At 66.2% G+C, this 26,774-nt stretch carries 23 protein-coding genes and 1 tRNA gene; 10 read left to right on the plus strand and 14 right to left on the minus strand.

The features are described 5' to 3' along the window. Positions 1–64: 64 nt before the first annotated feature. On the plus strand, positions 65–1,330 hold the full coding sequence (locus ASD15_RS16320) for a DUF2863 family protein (protein ID WP_057155982.1): 1,266 nt from the start codon (positions 65–67) through the stop codon (positions 1,328–1,330). Positions 1,331–1,402: 72 nt separating this feature from the next. On the opposite strand, the gene ASD15_RS16325 is transcribed toward ASD15_RS16320, so the two are convergent. The 5 genes from ASD15_RS16325 to ASD15_RS16345 form a co-directional block, all read right to left on the minus strand. Beyond that, positions 1,403–1,690 carry a hypothetical protein gene (locus ASD15_RS16325; RefSeq protein WP_057155983.1) on the minus strand — a complete coding sequence of 96 codons (288 nt, stop codon included), beginning with the start codon at positions 1,688–1,690 and terminating at the stop codon, positions 1,403–1,405. Between the two features lie 28 nt (positions 1,691–1,718). Continuing rightward, entirely contained in the window at positions 1,719–2,183 is a 465-nt protein-coding gene (locus tag ASD15_RS16330) for a CYTH domain-containing protein (protein WP_057155984.1), read from the minus strand. Positions 2,184–2,185: 2 nt separating this feature from the next. Continuing rightward, a complete protein-coding gene (locus ASD15_RS16335; RefSeq protein ID WP_057155985.1) occupies positions 2,186–3,310 on the minus strand; it encodes a M14-type cytosolic carboxypeptidase in 1,125 nt (374 codons plus the stop codon). Between the two features lie 79 nt (positions 3,311–3,389). Further along, complete coding sequence (locus ASD15_RS16340) at positions 3,390–4,856, minus strand: catalase (RefSeq protein WP_057155986.1); 1,467 nt, start codon at positions 4,854–4,856, stop codon at positions 3,390–3,392. A 76-nt stretch (positions 4,857–4,932) separates the two neighbouring features. Continuing rightward, positions 4,933–6,471: a succinate CoA transferase gene (locus tag ASD15_RS16345; protein ID WP_057155987.1), complete on the minus strand. Its 1,539-nt coding sequence runs from the start codon at positions 6,469–6,471 to the stop codon at positions 4,933–4,935. A 97-nt stretch (positions 6,472–6,568) separates the two neighbouring features. Here ASD15_RS16345 and ASD15_RS16350 point away from each other — a divergent pair, with 97 nt between their 5' ends. Then, on the plus strand, positions 6,569–7,480 hold the full coding sequence (locus tag ASD15_RS16350; RefSeq protein WP_057155988.1) for a LysR family transcriptional regulator: 912 nt from the start codon (positions 6,569–6,571) through the stop codon (positions 7,478–7,480). Here ASD15_RS16350 and ASD15_RS16355 read toward each other — a convergent pair. After that, positions 7,446–8,510, minus strand: coding sequence for a patatin-like phospholipase family protein (locus ASD15_RS16355; protein WP_057155989.1), 1,065 nt, complete (start codon positions 8,508–8,510; stop codon positions 7,446–7,448). The genes ASD15_RS16350 and ASD15_RS16355 overlap by 35 nt on opposite strands. A 127-nt stretch (positions 8,511–8,637) precedes the next feature. On the opposite strand from ASD15_RS16355, the gene ASD15_RS16360 reads away from it, so the two are divergent. From ASD15_RS16360 to ASD15_RS16370, 3 genes are all read left to right on the plus strand, one after another. After that, positions 8,638–8,817 (plus strand): hypothetical protein, encoded by a 180-nt coding sequence (locus ASD15_RS16360; RefSeq protein WP_057155990.1) that lies wholly within the window; start codon positions 8,638–8,640, stop codon positions 8,815–8,817. Between the two features lie 139 nt (positions 8,818–8,956). Next, positions 8,957–9,283: a PEP-CTERM sorting domain-containing protein gene (locus tag ASD15_RS16365; RefSeq protein ID WP_157200969.1), complete on the plus strand. Its 327-nt coding sequence runs from the start codon at positions 8,957–8,959 to the stop codon at positions 9,281–9,283. Positions 9,284–9,390: 107 nt separating this feature from the next. Continuing rightward, on the plus strand, positions 9,391–11,211 hold the full coding sequence (locus ASD15_RS16370) for an FAD-binding protein (protein ID WP_057155992.1): 1,821 nt from the start codon (positions 9,391–9,393) through the stop codon (positions 11,209–11,211). Between the two features lie 136 nt (positions 11,212–11,347). On the opposite strand, the gene ASD15_RS16375 is transcribed toward ASD15_RS16370, so the two are convergent. Continuing rightward, positions 11,348–11,424: transfer RNA gene (locus ASD15_RS16375), tRNA-Pro, on the minus strand. Positions 11,425–11,486: 62 nt separating this feature from the next. Here ASD15_RS16375 and ASD15_RS16380 point away from each other — a divergent pair. Next, positions 11,487–12,329: a Sir2 family NAD-dependent protein deacetylase gene (locus ASD15_RS16380; protein WP_057155993.1), complete on the plus strand. Its 843-nt coding sequence runs from the start codon at positions 11,487–11,489 to the stop codon at positions 12,327–12,329. Here the strand turns inward: ASD15_RS16380 and ASD15_RS16385 are convergent. Both ASD15_RS16385 and ASD15_RS16390 read right to left on the minus strand, forming a co-directional pair. Beyond that, on the minus strand, positions 12,326–13,039 hold the full coding sequence (locus ASD15_RS16385; protein WP_373888179.1) for a fumarylacetoacetate hydrolase family protein: 714 nt from the start codon (positions 13,037–13,039) through the stop codon (positions 12,326–12,328). The two genes, ASD15_RS16380 and ASD15_RS16385, sit on opposite strands and share 4 nt — an antisense overlap. Before the next feature lie 5 nt (positions 13,040–13,044). Next, positions 13,045–13,656: a TetR/AcrR family transcriptional regulator gene (locus ASD15_RS16390; RefSeq protein ID WP_057155994.1), complete on the minus strand. Its 612-nt coding sequence runs from the start codon at positions 13,654–13,656 to the stop codon at positions 13,045–13,047. A gap of 125 nt (positions 13,657–13,781) precedes the next feature. Between ASD15_RS16390 and ASD15_RS16395 the strand changes: the two genes are divergently transcribed. Continuing rightward, the gene (locus ASD15_RS16395; protein ID WP_082551872.1) at positions 13,782–14,270 is read left to right on the plus strand and encodes a GNAT family N-acetyltransferase; all 489 of its coding nucleotides are present in this window, start codon (positions 13,782–13,784) and stop codon (positions 14,268–14,270) included. A 15-nt stretch (positions 14,271–14,285) separates the two neighbouring features. Here ASD15_RS16395 and ASD15_RS16400 read toward each other — a convergent pair whose 3' ends face one another. The 3 genes from ASD15_RS16400 to ASD15_RS16410 are packed head-to-tail and all read right to left on the minus strand — an operon-like array spanning position 14,286 to position 20,043. Next, entirely contained in the window at positions 14,286–15,707 is a 1,422-nt protein-coding gene (locus ASD15_RS16400; RefSeq protein ID WP_057155995.1) for an efflux transporter outer membrane subunit, read from the minus strand. 1 nt (position 15,708) lies between these two features. Further along, positions 15,709–18,849 carry an efflux RND transporter permease subunit gene (locus tag ASD15_RS16405; RefSeq protein ID WP_057155996.1) on the minus strand — a complete coding sequence of 1,047 codons (3,141 nt, stop codon included), beginning with the start codon at positions 18,847–18,849 and terminating at the stop codon, positions 15,709–15,711. 12 nt (positions 18,850–18,861) lie between these two features. Continuing rightward, positions 18,862–20,043, minus strand: coding sequence for an efflux RND transporter periplasmic adaptor subunit (locus tag ASD15_RS16410; protein ID WP_057155997.1), 1,182 nt, complete (start codon positions 20,041–20,043; stop codon positions 18,862–18,864). 299 nt (positions 20,044–20,342) lie between these two features. Here ASD15_RS16410 and ASD15_RS16415 point away from each other — a divergent pair, with 299 nt between their 5' ends. Together ASD15_RS16415 and ASD15_RS16420 are read left to right on the plus strand one after the other, a co-directional pair. Continuing rightward, the gene (locus tag ASD15_RS16415) at positions 20,343–21,851 is read left to right on the plus strand and encodes an ATPase domain-containing protein (protein ID WP_057155998.1); all 1,509 of its coding nucleotides are present in this window, start codon (positions 20,343–20,345) and stop codon (positions 21,849–21,851) included. Positions 21,852–21,856: 5 nt separating this feature from the next. Then, positions 21,857–23,362: a response regulator gene (locus ASD15_RS16420; protein ID WP_057155999.1), complete on the plus strand. Its 1,506-nt coding sequence runs from the start codon at positions 21,857–21,859 to the stop codon at positions 23,360–23,362. Between the two features lie 125 nt (positions 23,363–23,487). Here ASD15_RS16420 and ASD15_RS16425 read toward each other — a convergent pair whose 3' ends face one another. Continuing rightward, the gene (locus ASD15_RS16425) at positions 23,488–25,374 is read right to left on the minus strand and encodes an MFS transporter (RefSeq protein WP_057156000.1); all 1,887 of its coding nucleotides are present in this window, start codon (positions 25,372–25,374) and stop codon (positions 23,488–23,490) included. Positions 25,375–25,472: 98 nt separating this feature from the next. Next, complete coding sequence (locus ASD15_RS16430; RefSeq protein WP_057156001.1) at positions 25,473–26,204, minus strand: helix-turn-helix transcriptional regulator; 732 nt, start codon at positions 26,202–26,204, stop codon at positions 25,473–25,475. Positions 26,205–26,336: 132 nt separating this feature from the next. Between ASD15_RS16430 and ASD15_RS16435 the strand changes: the two genes are divergently transcribed. After that, a complete protein-coding gene (locus tag ASD15_RS16435; RefSeq protein ID WP_057156002.1) occupies positions 26,337–26,774 on the plus strand; it encodes a hypothetical protein in 438 nt (145 codons plus the stop codon).

A 26,774-nucleotide genomic window follows, 5' to 3' on the forward strand; every position in this document is an offset into this window, starting at 1 on the left:
GCCTCCCCGGCCCGAATCCACTACAATACGGATAACAGAACTTTCCAGAGACTAGTACAGCGCTATGCGTCGCCCATCCAAAGAATCGCCACACAAACTCACTGCCGACAGCCAGCGCCTCGTCACCCTAGCCCAGGCCGTCGGCCAGGCCGCCAGCCGCCTCGAAGAGCGCAGCTGGGAACACAGCCTGGACGCCCAGCTGCAGAAGCTGCTCAAGACCGGCCACCAGGACACCATCGACGCCGCCTTGAACGGCCTGTTCCGGGAAGACCTGAACGCCTACGACGTGCTGATGGACGGCGTGGAAGCGGTCAGCGAGTCCAGCACCATCACGGTGGAGGCGGACGGCGCCAGCACGCAGTACGACGTGCTGCTGGTGGCCGCGCCGATCCTGGCCTGGACCCGTTTCGCCATCGCTTCCGGCCCGATCCCGGCCGACGTGCTGAACACCTTGTCGGCGCACTTCTCGGCCCACCTGCTGGCCGACGGCACGCACATGGCCATGGCCTCGATGCTGTATTCCATCGACCAGCTGCCGCGCAGCCACGCCGAGGCCTACAGCAAGACCCACAAGCTGGCCCAGGCCGCGCTGAAGGGCGTGGCCTTCAAATCGGAAGCCAAGGCGCCGGACACCGCGCCCTTCCTGGCCGACACCCGCTATCTGCTGGTAGCCGTGGTGGCGCCGCACGGCGGCCCGATGTTCCGCTGGCAGATGCCGGCGCTGCAGGCGAACTTTGCCGAAGAGCGCAAGGCCGCGCTGGAGCAGTGGCGCATCCAGGCGCTGCCGACCGTCAACCGCCTGCTGCCGGGCTGCGGCGTCGAGCTGCTGCTGCCCGAAGCGTACTACATGGCCTGCCGCGAAGCGGACAAGCTGATCCGGCCGGTGTCGATCCGCGCCGCGGTGCACTACCTGACGCACACCCTGTCGGTGGAGCCGTCCGAGTTGCGCGCCGTGATCGCCGGCTTCGGCGAGGAGGCGGCCGACGGCCAGATCGACGAATACCGCGTCGCCTTCACCCCGCGCCAGAGCGCGGACGTGGTGTACGGCGTGGTGTGGCCGCTGTACGGCCAGGAAGACGAGGAAGGTACGCCGCCGGAAGGGCCGATCTCGGGCAGCATCGCCGAGCTGCTCAAGCCGCGCACCCCGGTGGAAGAGATCGTCGAGCACCTGAACGCGCTGGGCGTGACGCAAGTGAAGAAGCTGGGCGAGCGCTACGTGTCCGAATACTGCGACGACTGCGGCGCGCCGCTGTTCGCCGACCCGACCGGCGAGCTGGTGCACGCCGAAATGCCGGAAGACACCCCGGCCGGGAACGAGCACTTCCATTAAGCGTTCATCGGCGGGTTACGCAGGGCAAGCCCTGCTAACCCGCCCTGCGCAAAAAGCCCTCGCGAGAGGGCTTTATTTTTTCGGCTGCGGCTGGGGCCGCTGTTCCGGCGGCGCGGCCGGAACATAGATGACTATGGGCTGCTGAGCCTGCTGCCCTGGCTGCGCGGCCGGCGGCGACGCCGGTTTCAACGTATTCGTTATTCCCACGAACAGCCCGCCAAAACCGATAAACAGGCCTATCACCGTTGCCAGCGTCCAGCGCGCGAAATCAGCGCGCAAGGCCTCCACGTCGGCCTTGGTCGCCAAGGTCGCCAAGGTCGCGTCGATACGCGCGGCGAACTCTTTCCAGTCGTCTTCCATCCTGTCAGTCTAGGATGGAAGACGGCATTTACCAAGCGGAGTACGGGTGCTTGATCAGGTTGGAGTTGAGGTAGCGCATATCGTGCGTGACTTCTTCCCCGGCCCAGTCCGGCTTGTCGAAGGCCTGGTCTTCGGATGGCAGCTCGATTTCGGCCACCACCAGCCCGGCGTTCACGCCGAGGAACTCGTCCACTTCCCACACGAAGCCCGCGTGCGGAATGCGGCGGCGGTATTTCTCGATGATGGGCTGCTCGCACAGCTTCTCAAGAAACTCCTGCGCGTCCGCCATCGGGATCTCGTACTCCCACTCGCCCCGGCTGGCGCCCACGTTCTTGCCCTTGATGGTCATCACCGCGCGCTCGCCTTCGATGCGCACGCGCACCACGCGCTGCGCGTGCGAGGACAGGTAGCCCTGGCGCAGCAGCACGGGTTCGCCCTGCTGCATCCAGGCGTCGCTGGTGACCAGGAACTTGCGTTCGATCTCGACGCCCATGCTCAGTCGTCCAGCGACAGCAGGATGGGCTGCAGGATGGCGCGGCCCAGCGCGGCGCTGCGGGCGCCGTTCCAGCCCACGTAGGCGTCCGGCAGGTCGGCGTTGTCCTTGAACGGCATCTCCAGGGTCAGCGCCAGGCACTTGAAATGGTGGCCGATGTACTTGGAGGCCAGGGTCAGCATGTCTTCCTTGTACTTGCTGGCGGCGTAGCCGTATTTATCCTGGAAGTCCGGGCTGGCGTTCTTGTAGCGCTCGATGAAGGCCTTCTGCGACGCGGCCTGTTCGGGCGTGAAGTTTTCCAGCATCTCGTTGCCGGCCACGAAGTTGTACGGCAGCGCCTCGTCGCCGTGGATGTCGAAGAACATGTCGACGCCGGTTTCGTGGATCTTGTTCTTCACGTACAGCACTTCCGGCGAGCGCTCCAGCGATGGCGTCATCCACTCGCGGTTCAGGTTGGCGCCGGCGGCGTTGGTGCGCAGATTGCCGCGCACCGAGCCGTCCGGGTTCATGTTCGGCACGATGTAGAAGCAGCAGCGCTGCAGCAGCTTGCGCGCGATCGGATTGGCATCGTCCAGCAGCGCATCGACCAGGCCTTCGACGAACCACTCGGCCATCGATTCGCCCGGGTGCTGGCGCGCGATGACCCACACTTTCTTCTCCGCCTCCGGTTCGCCGATGACGACCAGGTTCATGTCGCGCCCGTCCACCGTGCTGCCCAGGTCCAGCACGCGCGCGGCCGGATTCTCGGCCACTTCGCCCAGCAGGCGCAGGTGGCGTTCCCACGAATACGGCTCGAAGTAGGCGTAGTAAACGCTGTCCAGGTCCGGCGTGTGCTTGATGGTCATCACCTCGCCGTCGAAGGAGGTCGGCACGCGGAACCAGTTCTCGCTGTCGTAGCTGGCCACGGCGTTGTAGCCCTCGTAGCCCTTGGCGTAGGTGGCCTGGCCCGCATTCAGGAAACGCATGGTGACGGCCTGGCCGCGCGCGCCCTGCAGGCGGAAGTGGAACCACTGGCGGATGTCGGCAGCGTTGTCGTCGCGCAGGTTCAGTTCTATGGTGGCGGCGCTGTCGGCGCGCAGCACCTCGATGGCGCCGGAGTCGAAGTTCTGGCTGATTTTGATGGTCATGGCGGTCCCGTGTAGATAGATCCAAGACCGTCATTTTAACCGCAGCGGGGCGGGGGCGCAGCGCCCCCTTGCCCTCGCTTTAGTCCACGTTGCACCCGCGCGCCTTCAGGGCCGCGCGCACGCCGGCGCCGTAGGCCGGGTCGGCCTTGTCGAAATGCCCCAGCTGGCGCTGGATAATCTCGTCGCTGACCTGGCTCATGGGACCGGCCAGGTTGTTGAACAGGTTTTGCCGCTCCTGGGCCGGCATCAGCCGGAACAGGTTGCCGGCCTGGGTGTAGTCATCCTCGTGCCCACGGCCGTCGTAGCGCGCCGCCGCGCCGGCCAGCGCCAGCTCCGGTTCGCCGTTGCCCAGCCCCTTGCCATGGATGCCGCCCGCCTCCACCGCCGCGTAGTTCTGCGCCGCGCCGCCGTTGCTGACGGCCATGGCGCCGTCGCGCTGCTGGTTGTGGAAGGGGCAGCGCGGCGCGTTCACCGGCAGGTGCTGGTGGTTGGTGCCCACGCGGTACAGCTGCGCGTCGTGGTAGGCGAACAGGCGTGCCTGCAGCATCTTGTCCGGCGAATAGCCCATGCCCGGCACCGCGTTCGACGGCGACAGCGCGGCCTGCTCCACTTCGGCGTGGTAGTTGACCGGGTTGCGGTTCAATTCGAACAGGCCCACCGGCTGCAGCGGGAAGTCGCCATGCGGCCAGACCTTGGTCAGGTCGAACGGATTCCAGCCGGTGCGCTCGCCCCACGCCGCCAGCTCGGCGTCGGTGGCGACCTGGATTTTCACATCCCACTGCGGGAAATCGCCGGCGGCGATGGCGCCGAACAGGTCGCGTTGCGCGTAGTCCGGGTCTTCGCCGGCGATGCGGGTCGCCTCTGCCGCGCTCAGGTTCTTGATGCCCTGGCGTGTCTTGAAGTGCCACTTCACGTACACGCGCTCGCCCGCCTCGTTGATCAGGCTATAGGTGTGGCTGCCGAAGCCATCCATGTGGCGGTAGCCGTCCGGGGTGCCGCGGTCCGAGAACAGCATGGTCACCTGGTGCAGGCTTTCCGGCGCCTTGCTCCAGAAGTCGAACATCATGGCGGGCGATTTCAGGTTGGTCTGCGGATCGCGCTTCTGGGTATGGATGAAGTCCGGGAACTTGATGCCATCCTTGATGAAGAACATCGGGGTGTTGTTGCCCACCAGGTCCCAGTTGCCTTCCTCGGTGTAGAAGCGCACCGCGAAGCCGCGCGGATCGCGCTCGGTGTCGGCGCTGCCCTTCTCGCCACCCACGGTGGAAAAGCGCACGAAGGTTGCCGTCTGCTTGCCGATGGCCGAGAACAGCTTGGCCTTGGTGTAGCGGCTGATGTCGTGCGTGACAGTGAACGTGCCGTAGGCGCCGGAACCTTTGGCGTGCACCACGCGCTCCGGAATGCGCTCGCGGTTGAAATGCTGCAGCTTCTCGATCAGGTGGAAGTCCTGCAGCAACACCGGCCCGCGCGGGCCGGCGGTGATGGAATTCTGGTTGTCGGCGACGGGGATGCCGGACGCGGTCGTAATTGGTGGCTGCTGGCTCATTGCTTGCTCCTCAAGAATATTGTTCGGTGTGAATTCATTCTAGAGAAGCAGGCAACATTTACAAAGACAATTGATTTTATTGGTTCAATAGTTTTTTATAATTACCACCCTGCCACAGCTCGCGCATCGTGCCCTGCTCGCGGTAGCGCGTGTGCCAGCTATAGGCTTTCTCCAGCACGTGCGGAGTCTGGCCGCCGCGCGGCAGCGCTTCTTCCAGATAGGCGCGCAGCTGCGGGCGGTAGTCCGGATGCGCGCAACGCTCGATGATGAGCGGCGCGCGTTCGCGCGGCGCCAGCCCGCGCAGGTCCGCCAGGCCCCATTCGGTGACCAGCACGTCCACGTCGTGTTCGGTGTGGTCGACGTGCGGCGTCATCGGCACCACGCTGGAGATGGCGCCGTCCTTGGCCACCGATTTGCTGACGAAGAAGGACAATTGGCCGTTGCGGGCAAAGTCGCCCGAGCCGCCGATGCCGTTCATCATGTGGGTGCCGCCCACGTGGGTGGAATTCACGTTGCCGTAAATGTCGAACTCCAGCGCCGTATTGAGCGCGATGACGCCCAGGCGCTTGACCAGCTCCGGGTGGTTGCTGATCTCTTGCGGGCGCAGCACGACGCGGTCGCGGTAGCGGCCGATGTCGCGCAGGAAGCGCTCATGCATCGCTGCCGACAGGGTGATCGAGGAGGCGGACGCCATGCCCAGCTGGCCCGAATCCAGCAATTCGATGGCGCTGTCCTGCAGCACTTCCGAATACATGGACAGGTTGCGGAAAGACGAGCCGGTGAGACCGTGCAGCACGGCGTTGGCGATGGTGCCGATGCCCGCCTGCAGCGGCAGCAGCTCCGGCCCCATGCGCCCCGCCGCCACTTCCGCCTCCAGGAAGGCGATGATGTGGCCGGCGATGGCCTGGGTTTCCGCGTCCGGCGGCAGCACGTTGGAGGGGCTGTCCGGGCTATCGGTGATAACGATGGCGGCAATGCGCGCCGGGTCGATATCGATGGTGGCGGCGCCGATGCGCTGGCCGGTGTGCGTGAGCGGAATCGGCTCGCGGCCGGGCCGCTGCGCGGGCAGGTAGATGTCGTGCAGGCCTTCCAGCGCCAGCGGCGCGCTCAGGTTGATTTCGATGACGACTTGCGCAGCCTGCGCGGCGAAGCTGGCCGAATTCCCGACCGACATGGTGGGCACGATGCCGGCGGCATCGCCCTGCCGCGTGATGGCCACCGCTTCGATCACCGCGATGTCGACCGGCGTCAGGCTGCCGCCGCGCAGCTGCTCGGCGGTTTCGGACAGGTGCTGGTCGATGAACATCACCTCGCCGCTGTTGATCTTCCTGCGCAGCGCGGCGTCGGACTGGAACGGCATGCGGCGCGCCACCACGCCCGCATTGGCCATCAGGCCGTCGCTGTCGCTGCCCAGCGATGCGCCGGTGATCAGCGTGAGCGCCAGCGGTTCGCTGCGGGCGCGCTCCACCAGCGCCAGCGGCAGCGCCTTGGCGTCGCCGGCGCGGGTGAAACCGCTCATGCCGACCGTCATGCCGCTGCGGAACAGCCGCGCGGCGTCGGCCGCCGTCATTACCTTGTCCATCAGCGCCGGCAGGCGGATACGGTCTTCATGCATGATGTGCTCCAGGTCATTATGTTTTGGTGGGACCAGTATAAAATCGGGCATTCATGCATTGCATGACTTAATTTCCTCAACTCCAGTCGGAAAACTCATGGATATCCGTTCGCTGCGCTACTTCATCGAAACCGCCCGCCTGAGCAGCTTCACGCAAGCCGCCGAAGCGCTGCACGTCACCCAGTCCACCATCAGCAAGATGGTGCGCCAGCTGGAGCATGAAGTGGGCGCGCCGCTGCTGGTGCGCGACGGCCGCCGCCTGACGCTGACCGACACCGGCGCCGTGGTCTACGCGCGCGGCGAGGAAATGCTGGCCACCTTGCGCCGGCTGCAGCTGGAAGTGCGCGACACGCAGGCGCGCCAGCGCGGCACGCTGGCGATCGGCATTCCGCCCATGATCAACCTGCTGTTCACGCCGGTGCTGAAAGCCTTCCGCGAGCGCCATCCCGGCATTGCGCTGGCGCTCAGCGAGGACACCGGCCAGGCCATCGAGCGGCAGGTGGCGGCGGGCGAACTGGAGCTCGGCATGACGGTGCTGCCGGCCGACGCCACGCTGGCCCTGCAGGCCGAGCCCATCGCCAGCTATCCGCTGTACGCGCTGGCGGCCGCCGGCACCTTCCAGCGCAGCCGCCGCACGCTGCGGCTGAAGGAGCTGGCCGCGCTGCCGCTGGTGTTACTGAAAGACGATTTCGCCTTGACGCGCGCGCTGCGCAATGCCTTCGCGCAGGCCGGCATCACGCCAGCCATCGCGGCGCAAAGCGGCCAATGGGACTGGCTGGTGGAAATGGCATCGGTCGGCATCGGCGTGGCGCTGGTGCCGGAGCCCTTTGTGCACCGGCTGGCCGACGAGCGCCTGCACGCGGTGCGCATCGTGGAGCCGGCGCTGGCCTGGGATGTGGCGCATGTCTGGAACGGCCGCTACCTATCGCACGCGGCGCGCGCGTGGCTGGCGGTATGCCAGGACGTGCTGGGCCTTAAAAGTCCTCGTGGATCGCCACGCCCTCGATAGGATCGACCACGCTGTCCCACGGGCGGGCCGCCAGCGCGCGCCGGGTATCCTCGTAGCCGGCCTTCCAGCGGTGGTGGATGCCGGCGGCGGTGAAGTCGATGTCCTTGGTGTGGTCTTCGCTGTCCAGGCGCGGCGCCTTCAGCATCACGATGTGCATGCGGCTGCCGCACCCCCAGCCGGCCAGTTCGCGCGCTTCCGGGCTGCGCCGCATCTCGGGCGGCAGCTGCAGGGTGAGCTGGCGTATCACGTGCCGCAGGCGGTGCATGCGGCGCTGCTGCTCGATGTTGGCGACGCGGCTGGCGTACTGGATTTCCTTGTGCTTCTCAAGCACGTCAAGCACGCTTTGCGGCTCCTTGCCGTCCGGGTTCCATACCTGCACCGAGAAGATCACCGAGTCGAGCCGGGGCTCGTCATCCAGCACCGCTTCGATCGGCGTGTTGGAATAAATGCCGCCGTCCCAGTATGGCTCGCCGTCGATGCGCACTGCGGGAAACGCGGGCGGGATCGCCCCGGAGGCCATCACGTGTTCCACGCTCAGCGCCTCCTTCTTGCTGTCGAAGTAGCGCATCTCGCCGTTGCGCGCATTGACGGCGCCCACCGTGAAGCGGGTGCCGTTGCTGTTCAGGTAGTCGAAATCGACCAGCATGGCGAGCGTCTTGTGCAGCGGGCCGGTACGGTAGAAGGACGCGTTCTCCACGCCGACCTTGGCGTTCGGGTTCCACCAGGTTGCCGGGTTCAGCGCAAAGAAGGCCGGGATGCCCTGCGACAGCGTAAGCGCGTTGGCGAACTCGCGCGGCATGCCTGGATACAGGGCCGAATGCTGCTCCATCATGGTCCAGAATTGGCGCAAGCGCTCCACCCGCCGCGCCGGCGGATTGCCGGCGATAATGGCGCCATTGAGCGCGCCGATGGAGGTGCCGATCACCCAGTCCGGCTCGATGCCAGCTTCGTTCATGGCCTGGTACACGCCCAGCTGATAGGCGCCCAGCGCGCCGCCGCCCTGCAGTACGAGCACCACTTGTCCCGGCATTGCCGCTGCGTTGGGTTTCACTTGCTCTCCGAGTAAGGGGGTATAAGCTGATTGTACCCAAAGTCAACCGAACGCTGGTTCGCGGCGGAAATCGCTATCATTGCAGTGCACAAAAACAGGAGCCGCCATGCACACTCAACAGCCCCAACGCAGCAACCAGGTCCTGGCGCGCCACGTCGACGAAGGACTGACCATCGACCGCCGCATCGGCGCCGCCAATGCCTGGGCCTACATGCTGCACAAGGCGGTGCCGGCCGGCGTCATCACGCGCGTGCTGGCCTATCCCGAACAGCGCCGCCGCAGCTGAGCGGCAAGGGTAAACCAAGGTCAAGGAAACTTTTGCATCGCAGCAGAAACATTGCAAATTTGAAATTATTAATCAAGCGACATCCCGTCCGATTTCGTGCTAAGGTGGCCGCAGATACGCAATCGCTCTGGGAGTCACCATGCAAAATGTATTGAAGAAAAGCCTGCTCGCACTACTGCTGGCAGGCGCCGCCACCGGCACCGCACGCGCTGCCGATATTTTGTACCAAGCAAGCAACAAGGCCCTGCTGCCGCCGGTCCCCGGCGAAGTCAACTATCTGAATGAAGCGGATTTGATCAGCCTGGCCAACGCGGCGCCCGCCGCCAGTGCGGCGCAAGCGCAGCTGCCGGCCGTCAGCCCGATTCCGGAACCCCCCATGTATATCATGCTGCTGATAGGCGTAGGCCTGGTCAGCCTGGTAGCGCGACGATCGGCGCCGCCGCCAAAATTCAGCACAGAAACATAAGCTCCCCCGGCCCGCCCCGGCCTGCCCCGGTTCGCCCCATTTCCTTCGATTCAGCGCGCACTTTGCACTAATCTGGCCTCCGTCATGAACTGCCGGAGGCTGGCCCGATGAAAAGAAGAACCTTGCTGAAACTGGCGGCGCTGCCCCTGGCACTGTCCGCGCTGCGCCCTGCGTTTGCCGGCGCTATCGCCCCGCTGACCGGCCTGCGCGCACGGGTCCGCCCCGGCGATCGGGGCTGGCCGTCAGCCTCCAGCTGGGCCGGCTTGCGCCGTAGCGTGACCGGCAAGCTGAGCAAACTTGAACCCTTCTTTGCCGCCTGCCAGGCTGGCCAGACCAGCCCCGCCTGCACCACCGCGCTGGCCCACCTGGCCAATACTTTCGAGATTGGCGACCAGCCCGCCCTGACGCAAACCAGCGGCTGGATCGACGCGTGGACGTCGCAGCCCAGCGCCTATGCACTGGCCGCCGCCAACACGGCCGACGTGGTTGCCGCCGTCAATTTCGCCCGTACACACAAGCTGCGCCTGGTGGTCAAAGGCGGCGGCCACAGCTACCAGGGCACGTCCGATGCGCCCGATTCGCTGCTGGTGTGGACCCGCCGCATGAACGAGGTGCACCTGCACGAGGCCTTCGTGGCGCAAGGCTGTGCGGACGCGCCCCAGCCCGCCGTCAGCATGGGCGCCGGCGCCATGTGGATGGACGCCTACGATGCCGTCACCACGCGCGGCGGCCGCTATGTGCAGGGCGGCGGCTGCACCACGGTGGGCGTGGCCGGACTGGTGCAAAGCGGAGGCTTCAGCAATTTCTCCAAGAACTACGGCACGGCAGCGGCCGGGCTGCTGGAAGCGGAAGTCGTCACCGCCGACGGCCTGGTACGCATCGCCAACGCCTGCACCAACCCGGACCTGTTCTGGGCGCTCAAGGGCGGCGGAGGCGGCAGCGTCGGCGTGATCACGCGGCTGACCTTGCGCACGCGCGAACTGCCGGCCACGTTCGGCGCCGTGTTCTTCAAGGTCAAAGCGCTGTCGGCATCCGCGTACCGCGAACTGATCGCCCGCCTGGTCGCCTTTTACGCCAGCGCGCTGTTCAATCCGCACTGGGGCGAGCAGATCTGCTTCAACGCAGACTCGGTCGACGTCTCGCTGGTGTTCCAGGGACTCAGCCAGCAGCAGGCCGATGCCGTCTGGGCGCCGCTGCTTGATTGGCTGCGCGCCCGGCCCGAGTACATTGTCGACAAGCCCTATCAGTCGCTCGCCCTGCCGGCCCGGCATTTCTGGGACGCGGAATTCTTCCGGAAAAATGCGCCCGGCTATATGGTGCCCGACGGGCGCCCCGGCGCGCCGCCCCACCACGCGCTATGGAAAGGCGACCTGGAGCAAGCCGGCTGGTACATCCACGGCTACCAGTCCGCGTGGATGCCCGCGTCGCTGCTGGATACGGAGCGGCAAGCCGCACTGGCCGAGGCCATCTTCCGCGGCAGCCGCCTCTGGCAGCTGGGCTTCCACTTCAACAAAGGCCTGGCCGGGGCGCCGGCGGCGGAAATCGCAGCGGCGCGCGACACGGCCATGCACCCCGGCGCGCTGGACGCATTCGCCCTGCTCATCATTGCCGGCGGCGAAGGGCCGCAATTCCCCGGCATGCCGGGCAGCGGCCCGGACCGGGCGCACGCAAGAAACCGTGCCCGCCAGATCGGCAAGGCCATGGACGAGATGCTGACAGTGGCGCCCGGCGCCGGCGCCTACGTGTCCGAAAGCGACTACTTCCAGCGCGACTGGCAGACCGCTTTCTGGGGCAGCAACTACCGGCGGCTGGCGCAGATCAAGCAGAAATACGATCCGCAAGGCCTGTTCTTCGTCCACCACGGCGTGGGCAGCGAACGCTGGAGCAGCGACGGTTTCACGCCGGCCAAGGCCGCGTCGAACACCTGAAGCCCGGATCGTGGCAGAGCTAATCGGCGTGAAGACGACGACGTCCCGGGTGCCCATGGGCGCCGCGAAGGTGGGCATCTGGACCGCAGAATAGAAAAAGCCGGCGACTGCCGGCTTTCAATGAAAAATTAGTTGTTGGTCGGGGCGAGAAGATTCGAACTTCCGACCCCTTGCACCCCATGCAAGTACGCTACCAGGCTGCGCTACGCCCCGACGAACGAAAGCATTATAGCAGCAGGTTTGGGATTTTGGTAAGAGTGCTTTATGCTTAACATATGATTAATTCCATCAACCTTGCCGCCGAGCTGATTGCCCAGGCCGATGCGCTCATCGTAGCTGCCGGCGCCGGCATGGGCGTCGATTCGGGGCTGCCGGATTTTCGCGGCAACGAGGGCTTCTGGAATGCCTACCCTGCGCTGGGCCGCGCGCGGCTGGACTTCAGCAGCATCGCATCGCCGCAGGCGTTCCGGGACGATCCGGCGCTGGCCTGGGGCTTTTACGGGCACCGGCTGGCGCTGTACCGCGCCACCGTGCCGCACCAAGGCTTCGCGCTGCTGCGCGAATGGGGAGTCCGCATGGAACACGGGGCCAGCGTCTTCACCAGCAATGTGGACGGGCAGTTCCAGTTGGCGGGCTTCGATCCGCAGCGGGTGCTGGAGTGCCACGGCTCCATCCACCATTTGCAATGCATGCGGCCCCGCAGCGGCCGTGGCTGCGGCGGTATCTGGCGCGCGGACGGCTTCGTGCCGGAAGTGGACACCGATGCCTGCCGCCTGCGCAATGCGCCGCCCGCCTGCCCCCACTGCGGCGCGCTGGCGCGGCCGAATATCCTCATGTTCGGCGATGGCGAGTGGCTGGAGGACCGCACGGCGGCACAGGAGGCACGCATGCATGCCTGGCTGGCGCGCGTGCGCCGGCCGGTGGTGGTGGAACTGGGCGCGGGCACGGCGATTCCGTCGGTGCGCCACTTCAGCCACAGCGTGGTGCAGCACTACGGCGGGCGGCTGGTGCGCATCAATCCGCGCGCGCCGCAGGTGCCAGGCCCGCGCGACGCCGGCATTGCCATGGGCGCGCTCGACGGCCTGCGGGCCATCGCCGCCGCCCTCGATAAGCTTTAGACCACCTTCAGCGCGATCGGCGCCAGGCCTTCGATCTTCGCCACCATGGTCTGGCCGCGCGTGACCGCGCCGACGCCTTCGGGCGTGCCGCTGAAAATCAGGTCGCCCGGCTGCAGGGTGAACAAGGTGGACAGGTTGGCGATGGTTTCGCTGATGGACCAGATCAGGTGCGTGATGTGGCTGGACTGCCTGACCGCGCCATCGACCTCCAGCGTGATGGCGGCCTGCGCGATGCCGTCCGCCTGCGCTGCGGGCGTGATCACGCCGATGGGCGCCGAGTAGTCGAAGGCCTTGCCGATTTCCCACGGCCGTCCGGCATCCTTCATCTGGCCTTGCAGGTCGCGCCGGGTCATGTCGAGGCCGACCGCGTAGCCGAATACGTGCTGCAGCGCGTCCTCCACGGCGATATCGCTGCCGCCCTTGCCGATGGCCACCACCAGTTCGCACTCGTAGTGGTAATTGCTGGTCTTCGGCGGATACCGCAGCTCGGACACGCCCTGCGGCGGCACCGGCAGCACGGCCATGGCGTCGCCCGGCTTGCAGAAGAAGAACGGCGGTTCGCGGCTGGGATCGGAGCCCATTTCGCGGGCGTGGCCGGCGTAGTTGCGGCCGACGCAGTAAATGCGGCGCACCGGGAACCGCGCGTCCGTGCCGGCCACCTGCAGCCCGGCGATGTCGTGGGCGGGGAAGATGTAGGAAGTGGTCATCATGTCCTTTATGAGAACAGCATGGCCTTCATGGCGATGCTCATATAGCGCGACAGCGCCGGCTCGTTCAGTTTCGGATTATGCACCACACGCACGTCCAGCCCCTGGAACAGGCAGATCATGGCTTCGACCAGGCCGTCCATGGTGAAGTCGTCGGTGGGCAAGCCGTGCCGCTCGCGGGCGGCCTTGAGGATGGCGCGAAACTGCAGGCGCGCACGCACGTCGGCATCGTGCACCACTTCAGCGATCTTGGGATTGCGCGCCGATTCGGCCGATATCTCCAGCGCCAGCGGCCAGGTATTCGGGTCGAGGTGCTCGTTCACGTGGCGCGGCGCGTCGTCCACCATCGACTGCAGCGGGTCGGCCTGCTGCTCCAGGTCGCGCATCAGCTGCGACACCCGTTCCACGTTCTGTTCGACGAAGGCGGCAATGATGGCGTCCTTGCTGTCGAAGTAGTTATAGATATGGCCTGCGCTCATGCCGGCCGCCTTGGAAATTTCGGCCATGCTGGCGCCGTGAAAGCCGCTGCGCCCGAAACAGGCCGCCGCCGCGTCCAGCACCTGCTTGCGGCGCACCAGCGCGCGCTCCGGGTCGATATGGCGTTTTTCGGTGGTGCTCATGCGGGATTCCTCGTGTTCGATGCGGTACTGTGGCCAACACCGCGCATTTTGTCAATTTGGCGTGTAACAGCGAGCCGGATTGGTGATACCATAAAGACAACATAAACCAGCACAGGGTGTCGTCCATGATGACCTACAAGACCGCGCCATCGATTGAGCTACGCCCAGCCACGCCGGCCGACCAGCCCTTCCTGCAGCGCCTCTACGCCAGCACGCGCGGCATGGAATTCCGCCTGCACGGCTGCGACGCGGCCACCGAGGCGATGTTGCAAAATGTCCAATTCAAGGCGCAGCAGACCGATTTCCAGCTGCAATACCCGGACGCCGAAGCCACCATCATCGTCGAGCGCGAACGCCCGATCGGCCGCCTGTATGTGCAGTACAGCGACGACGAGGTGCGGCTGATCGACATCACCCTGCTGCCCGAGTACCGGGGCCGCGGCATCGGCAAGGGCTTGCTGCGCGGCCTGCAGGCGCACGGCCAGCGCCTGCACCTGCCGGTGCGGCTCAATGTCCTGATCGGCAATCCGGCGCAGCGGCTGTGCCAGCGCTGCGACTTCATCATGCAAGGCCTGGACGGCCTGCACGCCGCCATGGAATGGCGGCCGTCCTAGCCGCAGCCCCCATCGTTACCGGTAACCGCCGCCCAGCACCTTGTACAAGGTGACCTGGTTGTCGGCGCGCGCCAGGCGGGCCGAGATCAGGCTTTGCTGGGCCGCGTACAGCGCGCGCTGCGACACCAGCGCGTTCAGGTAGGACTCGGAGCCTTTCTGGTAGCGCGCTTCATGGATGCGGAAGCTCTTTTGCGACGCGTCCGCCAGCGCCACCTGCGAGGCCAGGCGCTCGTCCAGCGTGCCGCGCTGGGCCAGCGCATCCGCCACTTCGCGGAAGGCCGACTGGATGGCCTGCTCGTAGCGCGCCACGGCGATGTCGCGCTCCACCTTGGCCACGGTCAGGTTGGCCGTGTTGGCGCCGCCGTTGAAGATGGGCAGATGAATCTGCGGCAGGAAGCTCCAGGTGCCCGAACCGGCCTTGAACAGCCCGGACAGGTTGCCGCTGGCGCTGCCGGCCGTGCCGGTCAGCGAAATGCTGGGGAAGAAGGCCGCGCGCGCCGCGCCGATATTGGCGTTGGCCGCTTGCAGCGTGCGCTCGGCGCCCAGCACGTCCGGACGGCGCTGCAGCACTTCGGACGGCAGGCCGGCCGGCAGCTCGGCCATCGCCGCCACGCTGGCCAGCGGCGCCTGCTGCTGTTGCAGCTCGGCCGGCACGGCCGCGCCCACCACCAGCGCCAGCGCATTCTCGCCCTGCGCCACCTGCGCGGTGTATACCGCCATGTCGTTGCGGGCCGCTTCCACGCTGGTCTGCGCTTCGTACATGTCCAGCCCGGAGGTGGCGCCCGCCGCGAAGCGGCGCTTGCTCAGCTCATAGGTGATCTGCTGGCTTTTCAGCGTGTCCGCCGCCAGGCGCAGGCGCTCGCGGTCCGCTTGCAGCGCCAGCCAGGTGCTGGCCGTTTCGGCCACCAGGCTGATTTGCTGCGCGCGGCGCGCTTCCTCGGTGCCCAGGTACTGCTGCAGGGCCGCCTCCGACAGGCTGCGCACCTTGCCGAAGAAGTCCAGCTCGTAGGACACGCCCAGGTTGGCCGTGTACTGGCGGTTGATTTGCCCTTGTCCGCCGGCGCTCATATTGTCCGCGGTGCGGGTGGCGCTCTGGCCGCCGGAGGCGGTTACGCTGGGCACCAGCGCGGCGCGCTGGATGCCGTACTGCGCGCGCGCCTTCTCGATGTTGAGCGCCGAAACGCGCAGGTCGCGGTTGTTGGCCAGCGCCAGCGCGATCACCTGGCGCAGGCGCTCGTCGGCAAAGTAGTCGCGCCAGGCGATGTCGGCGGCCGGCTTGGCGTCCGCCGCCACCGGGGCCGGCTGGTAGGCATCGCCTTGCGGCCAGCCCGCCGTCACCGGCGCGGCCGGGCGTTGGTACACCGGGGCCAGGCTGCACGCGCTCAGGAAGGTCGCCGCGCAAGCCGCGGCGGCCAGGGAAAGTAAAGTCTTTTGCATATCAATGCACTCCTGCTACGGTGCTGGCAGCGGCGGCAGGCTCGTGTTTCTGGAACAGGCCGCGCACCAGCACGAAGAATACCGGCACGAAGAAGATGCCGAGGAAGGTGGCCGTCAGCATGCCGCCCAACACGCCAACGCCGATGGCGTTCTGGCTGCCCGAACCGGCGCCGCTCGCGATGGCCAGCGGCAGCACGCCCAGGCCGAAGGCGATCGAGGTCATCAGGATGGGACGCAGGCGCAGGCGCACCGCTTTCAGCGTGGCCGCCTTCAGTTCCATACCCTGCTCCTCCAGCTCCTTGGCGAATTCCACGATCAGGATGGCGTTCTTTGCCGCCAGGCCGACCACGGTCAGCAGGCCGACCTGGAAGTACACGTCGTTCGCCAGGTGGAAGCCCCAGGTGGCCAGCACCGTGCCGATCACGCCCAGCGGCACCACCAGCAGCACCGAGAACGGCACCGACCAGCTTTCGTACAACGCGGCCAGGCACAGGAACACCATCAGCAGCGACAAGGTGTACAGCACCGTGGTCTGGGAACCCGAATCGCGCTCCTCCACCGACAGGCCATTCCACTCGAAGCCGATGCCGGCCGGCAGCTGGGCCGCCAGCTTTTCGATTTCGGCCATGGCCGCGCCCGAACTGACGCCCGGCGCCGGCATGCCCTGCACGTTCACCGACGACAGGCCGTTGAAGCGTTCCAGGCGCGGCGAGGCGTAGATCCACTGGCCGCTGGCGAAGGCGGAGAACGGCACCATCTCGCCGGCGTTATTGCGGACGAACCACTTGCCCAGGTCTTCCGGCGCCATGCGCGAATCCGGCTGGCCTTGCAGGTACACCTTCTTCACGCGGCCGCGGTCGACGAAGTCGTTCACATAGGACGAGCCCCAGCCCGTGCTCAGCACGCGGTTCACGTCGGCGATGGACAAGCCCAGCGCGGTGGCCTTCTGCTGGTCCACGGTGATCTTGTACTGCGGCGTATCGTCCTGGCCGTTGGGGCGCACACCCACCAGCAGCGGGCTCTTGGAAGCCATGCCCAGCAGCTGGTTGCGCGCGCCCATCAGGGCTTCGTGTCCCAGCCCGGCCTGGTCCTGCAGCTGCAGGTCGAAGCCGCTGGCGTTGCCCAGCTCCAGCACCGCAGGCGGCGCGAAAGCGAACACGAAGGCGTCGCGGATCTGCGAGAAGCTGCCCATGGCGCGGCCGACGATGGCTTTCACGTTGGCTTCCGCGCCCGGACGCTCGGCCCAGTCCTTCATGCGCACGAAGGCGATGCCGGTGTTCTGGCCGTTGCCGCCGAAGCTGAAGCCGGCCACGGTGAAGATGGAGGCCACGTTCTGCTTTTCATTGGTCAGGAAATGCTGCTCCACCTGTTCGATCACTTTCAGGGTGCGCTGCTGCGTGGCGCCGGCCGGCAGCTGGATCTGCGCGAACAGCACGCCCTGGTCCTCTTCCGGCAGGAAGGAAGTGGGCAGGCGCATGAACACCACCGCCAGGATGGCGATCAGCACGCCGTACAGCAGCATGGAGCGCTTGCCGCGCTTGAGCATGCCGCCCACCCAGCCTTCGTACTTGCTGCTGCCGCGCTCGAACGTACGGTTGAACCAGCCGAAGAAACCGGTGCTGGCAGGCTGGTGGCCCTTGGCCACAGGCTTGAGCAAGGTGGCGCACAGCGCCGGAGTAAACACCATGGCCACCAGTACCGACAGCGTCATGGCCGACACGATGGTGACGGCGAACTGGCGGTAGATCACGCCGGTGGAGCCGCCGAAGAAGGCCATCGGCACGAACACGGCCGACAGCACCAGGGCGATGCCCACCAGCGCGCCGGTGATCTGGCTCATGGACTTGGTGGTCGCCTCTTTCGGCGGCAAGCCTTCTTCCGTCATCACGCGCTCGACGTTTTCCACCACCACGATGGCGTCGTCGACCAGCAGGCCGATCGCCAGCACCATGGCGAACATGGTCAGGGTGTTGATGGAGTAGCCCAGCACCGACAGCACGCCGAAGGTCCCCAGCAGCACCACCGGCACGGCCATGGTCGGGATCAGCGTGGCGCGGAAATTCTGCAGGAACAGATACATCACCAGGAACACCAGGATCACCGCCTCCACCAGCGTCTTCACCACTTCTTCGATGGACAGCTTGACGAAGGGCGTGGTGTCGAAGGCCACTTCGGCCTTCATGCCGGCCGGGAACTGCCTGGACAGCTGCTCGATCTTGGCATTGACGGCCTTGGCCGTGTCCAGCGCGTTGGCGCCGGTGGCCAGCTTGATGGCCACGCCGGTGGCGGCGTTGCCGTTAAAGCGGGCCACGGTGTTGTAGCTCTCGCTGCCCAGCTCCATGCGGGCCACATCGCGCAGGTGCACGGTGGCGCCGCTGGCGGTGGTCTTCAGCAGGATGGCGCCGAACTGCTCGGCCGTCTGCAGGCGGCTCTGCGCCGACACGGTGGCGTTCAGCTGCTGGCCCGGCATGGCGGGCGCGCCGCCCAGCTCACCGGCCGACACTTCCGTGTTCTGCGCGGTGATGGCAGCCGTCACGTCGGCCGGGGTCAGCTGGTAGCTTTGCAGCTTGGTCGGGTCCAGCCAGATGCGCATGGCGTACTGGGAGCCGAACAAGGTCACGTCGCCCACGCCTTCCACCCGGCTCAGCGGGTCGATCACGTTGGCGGCCACGTAGTCGCCCAGGTCGGCCTGCTTCATGCTGCCGTTTTCGGACACGAAGCCCAGCACCATCAGGAAGTTCTTGGTGGACTTGGAGACCACCAGGCCTTGCTGCGTGACGGCGGCCGGCAGCAGCGGCGTGGCCAGCTGCAGCTTGTTTTGCACCTGCACCTGCGCGATGTCCGGGTTGGTGCCGTTGTTGAAGGTCAGCGTGATGCTGATGCCGCCGGTGGAATCGCTGCTCGAGCTCATGTAGCGCAAGCCGTCGATGCCCTTGAGCTTCTGTTCGATCACCTGGGTGACGGCGTCTTCCACCGTCTTGGCCGAAGCGCCCGGATAGGCGCCGCTGATGGTGATGGCCGGCGGCGCAATGCTGGGGTACTGCGCGATCGGCAGGCCGAGGATGGCGATCAGGCCGCCCAGCATGATGACGATAGCCACCACCCAGGCGAAGATCGGCCGGTTAATAAAGAAACGTGCCATGGTCGTCCTCGCTTACTGCGCCGCGCGCTTGGTTGCCGCTGCCGCGGTGCCGGGGGTGGAAGGAGCCGGAGCCGCCGCCACCTGCGCCGGCGCGCCCGGGCGCACTTTCTGCAAGCCGTCGATGATGACCCGGTCGCCCGCCGCCAGGCCGGACTTGACCAGCCACTGGTCGCCCACGGTACTGCCGGTGGCCAGCACGCGCTGCTCCACTTTGCCTTCCTTGTTCAGGATCATGGCGGTCGCTTCGCCTTTCGCGTTGCGGGTCACGCCTTGCTGCGGCACCAGGATGGCCTGCTCGTCCACGCCGCTGGACACCACGGCGCGCACGAACATGCCCGGCAGCAGATCATGCTTCGGATTCGGGAACAGCGCGCGCAGCACCACGTTGCCGGTGCCGGGGTCCACGCTGGCGTCGGCGAACTGCAGCTTGCCTTCCTGCGCGTACTTGCTGCCGTCGGCCAGCAGCAGCGTCACTTTGGCCTGGCCGCCCTCTTTCTTCAGGCTGCCGCTTTCCAGCTCGCGCTTCAGGCGCAGCATGTCGGTGCTGGACTGGGTCACGTCGACGTAGATCGGGTCCAGCTGCTGCACGGTGGTCAGCGCGCCGGCCTGGCCGGCGGTCACCAGCGCGCCGGGCGTGACGTTGGAACGGCTGATGCGGCCCGAAATCGGCGCGGCCACCCTGGTGTAGTCGAGATTGATGCGCGCCGTGTCCAGCGCGGCCGCAGCCGCCTCCACGTCGGCCTTGGCCTGTTCGGCGGCGGCCACCGCGTCGTCATAATCCTGGCGGCTCACGCCTTCAATTGCCACCAGGTCCTTGTAGCGCGCCACTTTCGGGGTGGCGGCCATCAGGTTGGCCTTGGCCTTGGCCAGCGCGGCCTTGGCCGAGTTGTAGGCGGCCTTGTAGGTGGCCGGATCAATCTGGTACAGCTGGGCGCCGGCCTGCACGTCCCCGCCTTCGGCGAACAGGCGCTGCTGGATCAGCCCGCCCACTTGCGGGCGCACTTCGGCGACCTGATAGGCGGCGGTGCGGCCCGGCAATTCGGTGGTGATGGCCAGGCTGCGCGGGGCCACGGTGTGCACGGCCACGGCCGCCACCTGCGCCGGCTTTCCGGCGCCAGGTGCTGCGGCAGTGGTGGGTTGGCAGCCGGCGCTGAGTGCGGCTGCGGAAAGAAGGAGCAAGGAAACAGGTTTCATGGTTCGCTTTCGACGGTGTCGGATTTTATCTTTTTATAGAATGAACGATCATTCTAAGTCTGTCAAGAAAAAAAACCCGCCAGCGGCGGGTCGGAACACTGCAGCAGGGGCACTGCAGCGGGGAGTAAAACCGGGTTTTACCCGCCTATTGTAATAAATCGACAATGCTTCAACTAACACAATTGTAACCAGATGTAGTTTTCCAGAATCAACTAATTGCCAAATGTGCTCTAACGTACAGTGCCTTTTTTTTGCCTGCGTTATTATTTTCACGACCTATCTCCCAATGGCGACACACTATGGAACAGCAAAATAACGATTCGAGCCGCTTTCTTTCCTCCGGCGTTCCTGGCCTGGACAATATCCTGGCGGGCGGCTTGACACGCGACCGTTTGTATCTGGTCGAGGGCGAACCCGGAACCGGCAAGACCACGCTGGCGCTGCAGTTCCTGAATGAAGGCAAGCGCCAGGGGGAATCGGTGCTGTACATCACGCTGGCGGAGACCACGGTGGAACTGAGTTCGGTGGCGCAGTCGCACGGCTGGACGCTGGACGGCATCCACATCGAAGAAATCATCCCCGACCAGGCCTCGCTCGACCCGGACCAGCAATACTCGATCTTCCACCCCTCCGAAATCGAGCTCGGCACCACCACCCAGCGCATCCTGGCGGCCATCGAGAAGTACAAGCCCACGCGCGCCGTGCTCGATTCGCTGTCCGAACTGCAGCTGCTGGCCGAGAGCCCGCTGCGCTACCGGCGCCAGGTGCTCGCGCTCAAGCAGTACCTCACCAGCCGCAACTGCACCACCATCTTCCTGGACGACCGCACCGCCCTCAGTACCGACCTGCAAGTGCGCAGCGTGGCGCACGGCGTGGTCACGCTGGAACTGGCCAGCCAGTCCTACGGCAGCGAACGGCGCCGCCTGCGGGTGGTGAAATACCGCGGCATCGCCTTTCGCGGCGGCTCGCACGACTACCGCATCCTGCATGGCGGGCTGCACGTGTTCCCGCGCCTGGTGGCGGCCGAAACGCGGGTCTCCAGCACCCGCCGCCAGCTCTCCAGCGGCCTGGCCGCCATGGACGACCTGCTGGGCGGCGGCCTGGAAGAAGGCATGAGCACCCTGGTGGCCGGGCCGCCGGGCAGCGGCAAATCCACCGTGGCGGCGCAGTTCGTCTCGGCCGCGTGCCGGCGCGGCGAGCGCGCCGCCATGTTCCTGTTCGAAGAGTCGCGCAACAATATGCTAAACCGCGCCGAAAGCCTGGGCCTGGACCTGAAACGGGCCATCGACGACGGGCTGCTCACGGTGCAGCAAGTGGATCCGGCCGAGCTGACCCCGGGCCAGTTCACCCAGGCCGTGGTGAGCGCGGCCGCCGCCGATGCGCGCGTGATCGTCATCGACAGCCTGAACGGCTACCTGAACGCGGTGCCGGACGAGCGCTTCCTGTCGACCTACCTGCACGAGCTGCTCACCTATCTGGGCCAGCGCGGCGTGGTCACCATCGTGGTGGGGGTGCAGGCCGGCATGATAGGCGGCGCCATGACCACGGCGGTGGATGCCAGCTATATCGCCGACAACGTCATCATGCTGCGCTACTTCGAAGCCGAAGGCGAAGTGCGGCAGGCGATCTCGGTGTTCAAGAAACGCGGCAGCCGGCACGAGCGCACGCTGCGCGACTTCAGCATCGGCAAGGGCGGCCCCATGGTCGGCGCGGTCCTGGCCGGCTTCCACGGCGTGCTGACCGGCGTGCCGACCTATATCCACCCCGCCACGGACGCGGCGCACGGCCCCGCCAGCCGCCAGCCCTGAGCGCCATGGAAAAACGCATCCTAGTCTACGCCCCGACCGGGCAGAACGCCGCCTTGTGCCGCAAGGTGCTGGAGATGGCGCGCATCGACTGCCACGTGTGCGAGACGGTGGGCGAACTGCGCCAGGAGCTGATGCAGGGCGCGGGCGCGGTGCTGACGGTAGAAGAAGCGCTGTCGGCCAGCGGCTTCCGGCTGCTGGCCGACTACGTGGAGCAGCAACCCAACTGGTCCGACTTGCCGATTTTGCTGCTCACCCATCGCGGCGGCGACTCGCTGCTGGTGCGGCGCGCCGTCATCAGCCTGGGCAACCTCACGCTGCTGGAGCGCCCGGTGCGCACGGTGACCCTGATCGCGGCCCTGCACGCCCAGCTGCGCGCGCGCGACAAGCAGTACCAGATGCGCGAAGTGACGCGCCGCAAGGACGAATTCCTGGCCAGCCTGGGGCACGAGCTGCGCAATCCGCTGGCGCCGATCCGCACCTCGGCCGCGCTGCTGCCCAATCTGTTCCCGGACTCCGAGCCGGCCGAGCGCATCAAGCAGGTGATCGAGCGCCAGGTGGTGCACTTGACGCGGCTGGTGGACGACCTGCTGGACGTGGCGCGCATCACCAGCGGCAAGATCGAACTGCAGCGCGGGGCGATCGAGTTCGGCGTAGTGATGCGGCACGTGCTGGAGCTGAGCCAGCAAGCCGCCATGGCCAAGCGCATCCACCTGGACCAGGACCTGCCGGACGAGGACACGGTGCTGGAAGCGGACTACGCGCGGGTGGTGCAAATCTATTCCAATGTGCTGTCGAACGCCATCAAGTTCACCCCGCAGGGCGGCCACGTGGCGCTGCGCGCCTGGCGCGAGGCCGGCATGCTGTGCGTGAGCGTGCGCGACACCGGCATCGGCCTGGAGGCCGACGCGATTCCCAAGATCTTCAATATGTTCGAACAAAGCCGCACGGTGACGGGGCAGATGTCGAGCGGCCTGGGCATCGGCCTGAGCCTGGCGCGCCAGTTCGCGCAGATGCACGGCGGCAGTATCGAGGCGCACAGTCCCGGCATAGGCCAGGGCAGCGAATTCGTCATCAAGCTGCCGCTGCCGGGCCAGCCGACGGCGGCGCCGGCCGCGCCGCTGCCCTACGTGGCCGAAGCGGGCGCGGGCAGGCGCACCCGGGTGCTGGTGGTGGACGACAACCGCGACGCCGCCGACTCGCTGGGCGCATTGTTCGAGATGGAAAATTTCGACGTCAGCACCGCCTACGACGGCTACGCCGCCGTGGCGGCCGCCACCCAGCAGCAGCCGGACATGATCGTGATGGACCTGGGCATGCCGGGCATGGACGGCTACGAAGCGGCGCGCCTGATCCGCCAGCAACCCGGCGGCAATGCGATCCAGCTGGTCGCGCTGACCGGCTGGGGCCAGACCGACGCCCGCCGCCGCACGCTGGACGCCGGCTTCGACCAGCACCTGATCAAGCCGGTCGACTTCGACGACCTGCTGCGCCTGGCCGCCCCGCCCCACTAATCCGATCGCAACCGCGCTTTCCCGCCAAGCGAGCTGAGCCGCATTTCACCCACTTCGGGGTCTGACCCCGATTGTGGTGCAATGGGGCTCAGCTCGCTTGTAGGAATTGTCTCCAGTCGTAGGATTTATTTCCAGTCGCCTCGCAATTCGGCAACTTGGGCGCGCAGCAGCTCGGGGGTGGCGTCCAGCGGGGCGACGGGCTGGCCGACGGCCAGCGCCAGCCGCGAGCGCCAGCCTTTGCGGAAGGTGCGCTCAAATACGTTCTCGTTGCTGCGGCTGAGCAGATGGCCCCACAGGCCGCGCAGCGCCATCGGGATCACCGGCACTTTGCTGCGTTCGATGATCTTGGCGATGCCGCCCTTGAATTCGTTCAACTCGCCCGTGGTGGTCAGCCGCCCTTCCGGGAAGATGCACACCAGGTCGCCCTCGTGCAGCGCCTGCGCGATGTCGATGAAGGCCTTCTCCATCAGCCACGGGTCTTCCTTGGCCGGCGCGATCGGGATCGCCTTGGCGGTGCGGAAGATCCAGCCCAGCAGCGGCGTCTTGAAGATGCGGTGGTCCATCACGAAGCGGATCGGACGCGGGCTGGCCGCGCCGATGACGATGGCGTCGACGTAGCTGACGTGATTGCACACCAGGACCGCCGGGCCGCTTTCAGGGATGCGGTCGGCGTCGATGGTCTTCACGCGGTGCAGCGTGTGGATCAGCATCCAGGCCAGGAAGCGCATCAGGAATTCCGGCACCAGCGAGAAGATGTACACCGCCACCAGCGCGTTCAGCACCGCCGTGGCCAGGAACAGCTCGGGGATGGTGAAGCCCTGCCCCAGCAGCAGGATGGCGACGCCGGCGGCGGCCACCATGAACAGCGCATTCAGGATATTCATGCCGGCGATGGTGCGCGACAGGTGGGCCGGCTCGCAGCGCACCTGGATCAGCGCGAACAGCGGCACGATGAAGAAGCCGCCAAACACGCCTATCATCACCACGTCGAACAGAATGCGCAGCGCGCTGTCTTGCGCCAGGAAACTGAGCCACTGCACCGCGCCGGTGTTGGCGTAGCCCAGGCTGGCGAAGTACAGGTCCATGCCGAACAGCGACAGGCCGATGGAACCGAACGGCACCAGGCCGATTTCCACCTTGTGGCCGGACAGCCGCTCGCACAGCAGCGAGCCGGTGCCCACGCCCAGCGAGAACACCGTCAGCAGCAGCACGAACACGCTGTGGTCGCCGTGCAGGTATTCCTTGGCGTACACCGGGAACTGCGCCAGGATCAGCGCGCCGTAGAACCAGAACCACGAGTTGCCCAGCATGGACAGGAACACGGTGCGGTTCTGCCTGGAGAAACTGAGGTTGCGGATGGTTTCGCTGACCGGATTCCAGTTGATCGTCAGGTCAGGCGCCGGGGCCGGCGTGAGCGGCACGCGGTAGCTGGCCAGCAGGCCCAGCACGGCCACCGCCAGCGTGGCGCCGGCCACCAGCTCGATGCCGATATTGCCGTAGGCGACCAGCACCGCGCCCAGCACCTGGCCCAGCAGGATGCCGACGAAGGTGCCCATCTCGATCACGCCGTTGCCGCCCATCAGCTCCTCGGGCTTGAGCTGCTGCGGCAGGTAGGCGTACTTCACCGGGCCGAACAGGGTGGAATGCACGCCCATGCCGACCACCGCCGCGATCAGCAGCCACAGCGTGTGCGACATCCAGCCCACCCCGGCCATCAGCATGATGCCCACTTCCAGCCACTTCACCAGGCGCGACAGGCCGGCCTTCTCGAACTTGTCGGCGATCTGGCCGGCGGTGGCGGAGAACACCACGTAGGGCAGGATGAACAAGCCGGGGATCAGGTTGGTGACCATGGAGGCGGACATGGTGGTCCAGCTGGCCGCTTCGAAGCCCAAAATCACCATCAGGGCGGTCTTGAACAGGTTGTCGTTGAAGGCGCCCAGGAACTGGACCCAGAAGAACGGGGCGAAGCGGCGCTGCGTCAGCAGGGAAAACTGGCTCGGCTTGCTCATGGTGGTGGTCTTTGCAAAAGTAGAATGTTGACAAAATACATCAGGAACCCCGGGCCGACAACCCGGTTTACCGCAACTGCGCGCCGACCGGCCTTGACCTAGCGCATCAAGGCCTTGAAAGCCGTCGGCATCCAGGGCCGCGCCGCCAGCATGAAGGTCAGCGAGTGGCGCTGCTCATACGGCAGCCGGGCGTCTTCCTGGTGCTGCCGGGAAAACTCGTCGGCCACCTGCTTCAGCCGCTCCAGCAGCGCCTTGGCGGAGCGCGGCGACAGCATCACGCTGACCAGCTTCATGAGCTCCTGGTCGCCGGCAAAGCGCGCATCCAGGAAGTCGCCGTAGGCCTCGCCGCGGAACCAGGTCTGGATCGGACCGTTCGGTATCCAGCTGAAGGTGCGCGCCACCAGCAGCTTGACGCGGTTGTTCGGCAGCAGCGTCAGGAAACCGATCTTATCCAGCCGCAGCAGATACTTCACCGCTTCCGCCTCACTGATCTTATACACCGCCACGATACGCTCCAGTGGAATCATGTTCAGCGCCGCCACCGCCACCACCAGCAATTTCATGTCGCCGATGATTTCCTGCTCCTGCGCATAGGTCAGTTGCGCAATCAGCTGGGGGGCGTCGGTGGCCGCCTGCACCAGTTCGGCGAAATCCATGCCCACCGCGTCCAATATCTGTTCCAGGCGCTCCAGCGTGAAACTGCGCTGGGCAAACATGCGCTTGACGCTGGCCTCGGACAAGCCGATGCGCCGGGCCAGCTCCGCGTACGTCACGGCTTTCAGCTTCAATTGCCGTTTCAGTGCGTCAATCATGAGGCTGGAATTGGACATGGCGGTAGCCCTACGCAAAAAGTATCGAAAGATAATACCATGCGTGCGATTTTTGGCAACTAGTAGCATATACGTTGCCGGATTGGCCATCCGGGGCGATGATGCAGTCCATCAACCAACCGGAGACTTAACATGAAACGCCTGCTGCTGATTTCCCTGCTGTCGCTTGCCGCTGTATCCGCCACATCCTCGGCCAATGCGGCCGGTGCCGGCGCAGGCGCCGGCGGGTCCGAACTGTCGCGTGCTTCCGAAGCGCTGTCCGGCGCGGCCGGCATCGTCTTGCTGGGATCGATGTCGGCGGTGGCCGCTTCTGGCTACGTCGTCATCGCCAGCGTGGACGCGGCGGCAGACGGCAGCGTGGTGGTGCTCAAGGGCGCGTCCGACGCAGCCACGGCCTCGGTGAAACTGAGCGCCAAGGCGACCGAAGGCCTGTCGCGCGCCGTGGGCCAGGCGGTGACGGTGACGGCCATCTCCACCGGCTACGTGCTGGTCCTGTCCGGCAAGGCCATCGCCTTCATCCCGAACGAAGTGGGCCAGGCCCTGATGCACCACAGCCGCGTGGGGCAATAA

This window comes from Massilia sp. Root351 (genome assembly GCF_001425045.1).
Lineage (GTDB): Bacteria > Pseudomonadota > Gammaproteobacteria > Burkholderiales > Burkholderiaceae_D > Rugamonas.

What these genes read in the sequence shown, in the direction of transcription:
- ASD15_RS16350 (WP_057155988.1), top strand. Translation starts at nt 6,569, where the DNA reads ATGGATATCCGTTCGCTGCGCTACTTCATCGAAACCGCCCGCCTGAGC.
- ASD15_RS16335 (WP_057155985.1), bottom strand. Translation starts at nt 3,310, where the DNA reads ATGACCATCAAAATCAGCCAGAACTTCGACTCCGGCGCCATCGAGGTG.
- ASD15_RS16360 (WP_057155990.1), top strand. Translation starts at nt 8,638, where the DNA reads ATGCACACTCAACAGCCCCAACGCAGCAACCAGGTCCTGGCGCGCCAC.
- ASD15_RS16390 (WP_057155994.1), bottom strand. Translation starts at nt 13,656, where the DNA reads ATGAGCACCACCGAAAAACGCCATATCGACCCGGAGCGCGCGCTGGTG.
- ASD15_RS16320 (WP_057155982.1), top strand. Translation starts at nt 65, where the DNA reads ATGCGTCGCCCATCCAAAGAATCGCCACACAAACTCACTGCCGACAGC.
- ASD15_RS16330 (WP_057155984.1), bottom strand. Translation starts at nt 2,183, where the DNA reads ATGGGCGTCGAGATCGAACGCAAGTTCCTGGTCACCAGCGACGCCTGG.
- ASD15_RS16340 (WP_057155986.1), bottom strand. Translation starts at nt 4,856, where the DNA reads ATGAGCCAGCAGCCACCAATTACGACCGCGTCCGGCATCCCCGTCGCC.
- ASD15_RS16425 (WP_057156000.1), bottom strand. Translation starts at nt 25,374, where the DNA reads ATGAGCAAGCCGAGCCAGTTTTCCCTGCTGACGCAGCGCCGCTTCGCC.
- ASD15_RS16395 (WP_082551872.1), top strand. Translation starts at nt 13,782, where the DNA reads ATGATGACCTACAAGACCGCGCCATCGATTGAGCTACGCCCAGCCACG.
- ASD15_RS16370 (WP_057155992.1), top strand. Translation starts at nt 9,391, where the DNA reads ATGAAAAGAAGAACCTTGCTGAAACTGGCGGCGCTGCCCCTGGCACTG.
- ASD15_RS16415 (WP_057155998.1), top strand. Translation starts at nt 20,343, where the DNA reads ATGGAACAGCAAAATAACGATTCGAGCCGCTTTCTTTCCTCCGGCGTT.
- ASD15_RS16400 (WP_057155995.1), bottom strand. Translation starts at nt 15,707, where the DNA reads ATGCAAAAGACTTTACTTTCCCTGGCCGCCGCGGCTTGCGCGGCGACC.
- ASD15_RS16430 (WP_057156001.1), bottom strand. Translation starts at nt 26,204, where the DNA reads ATGTCCAATTCCAGCCTCATGATTGACGCACTGAAACGGCAATTGAAG.
- ASD15_RS16420 (WP_057155999.1), top strand. Translation starts at nt 21,857, where the DNA reads ATGGAAAAACGCATCCTAGTCTACGCCCCGACCGGGCAGAACGCCGCC.
- ASD15_RS16385 (WP_373888179.1), bottom strand. Translation starts at nt 13,039, where the DNA reads ATGATGACCACTTCCTACATCTTCCCCGCCCACGACATCGCCGGGCTG.
- ASD15_RS16345 (WP_057155987.1), bottom strand. Translation starts at nt 6,471, where the DNA reads ATGCATGAAGACCGTATCCGCCTGCCGGCGCTGATGGACAAGGTAATG.
- ASD15_RS16410 (WP_057155997.1), bottom strand. Translation starts at nt 20,043, where the DNA reads ATGAAACCTGTTTCCTTGCTCCTTCTTTCCGCAGCCGCACTCAGCGCC.
- ASD15_RS16325 (WP_057155983.1), bottom strand. Translation starts at nt 1,690, where the DNA reads ATGGAAGACGACTGGAAAGAGTTCGCCGCGCGTATCGACGCGACCTTG.
- ASD15_RS16365 (WP_157200969.1), top strand. Translation starts at nt 8,957, where the DNA reads ATGCAAAATGTATTGAAGAAAAGCCTGCTCGCACTACTGCTGGCAGGC.
- ASD15_RS16380 (WP_057155993.1), top strand. Translation starts at nt 11,487, where the DNA reads ATGATTAATTCCATCAACCTTGCCGCCGAGCTGATTGCCCAGGCCGAT.
- ASD15_RS16405 (WP_057155996.1), bottom strand. Translation starts at nt 18,849, where the DNA reads ATGGCACGTTTCTTTATTAACCGGCCGATCTTCGCCTGGGTGGTGGCT.
- ASD15_RS16435 (WP_057156002.1), top strand. Translation starts at nt 26,337, where the DNA reads ATGAAACGCCTGCTGCTGATTTCCCTGCTGTCGCTTGCCGCTGTATCC.
- ASD15_RS16355 (WP_057155989.1), bottom strand. Translation starts at nt 8,510, where the DNA reads ATGCCGGGACAAGTGGTGCTCGTACTGCAGGGCGGCGGCGCGCTGGGC.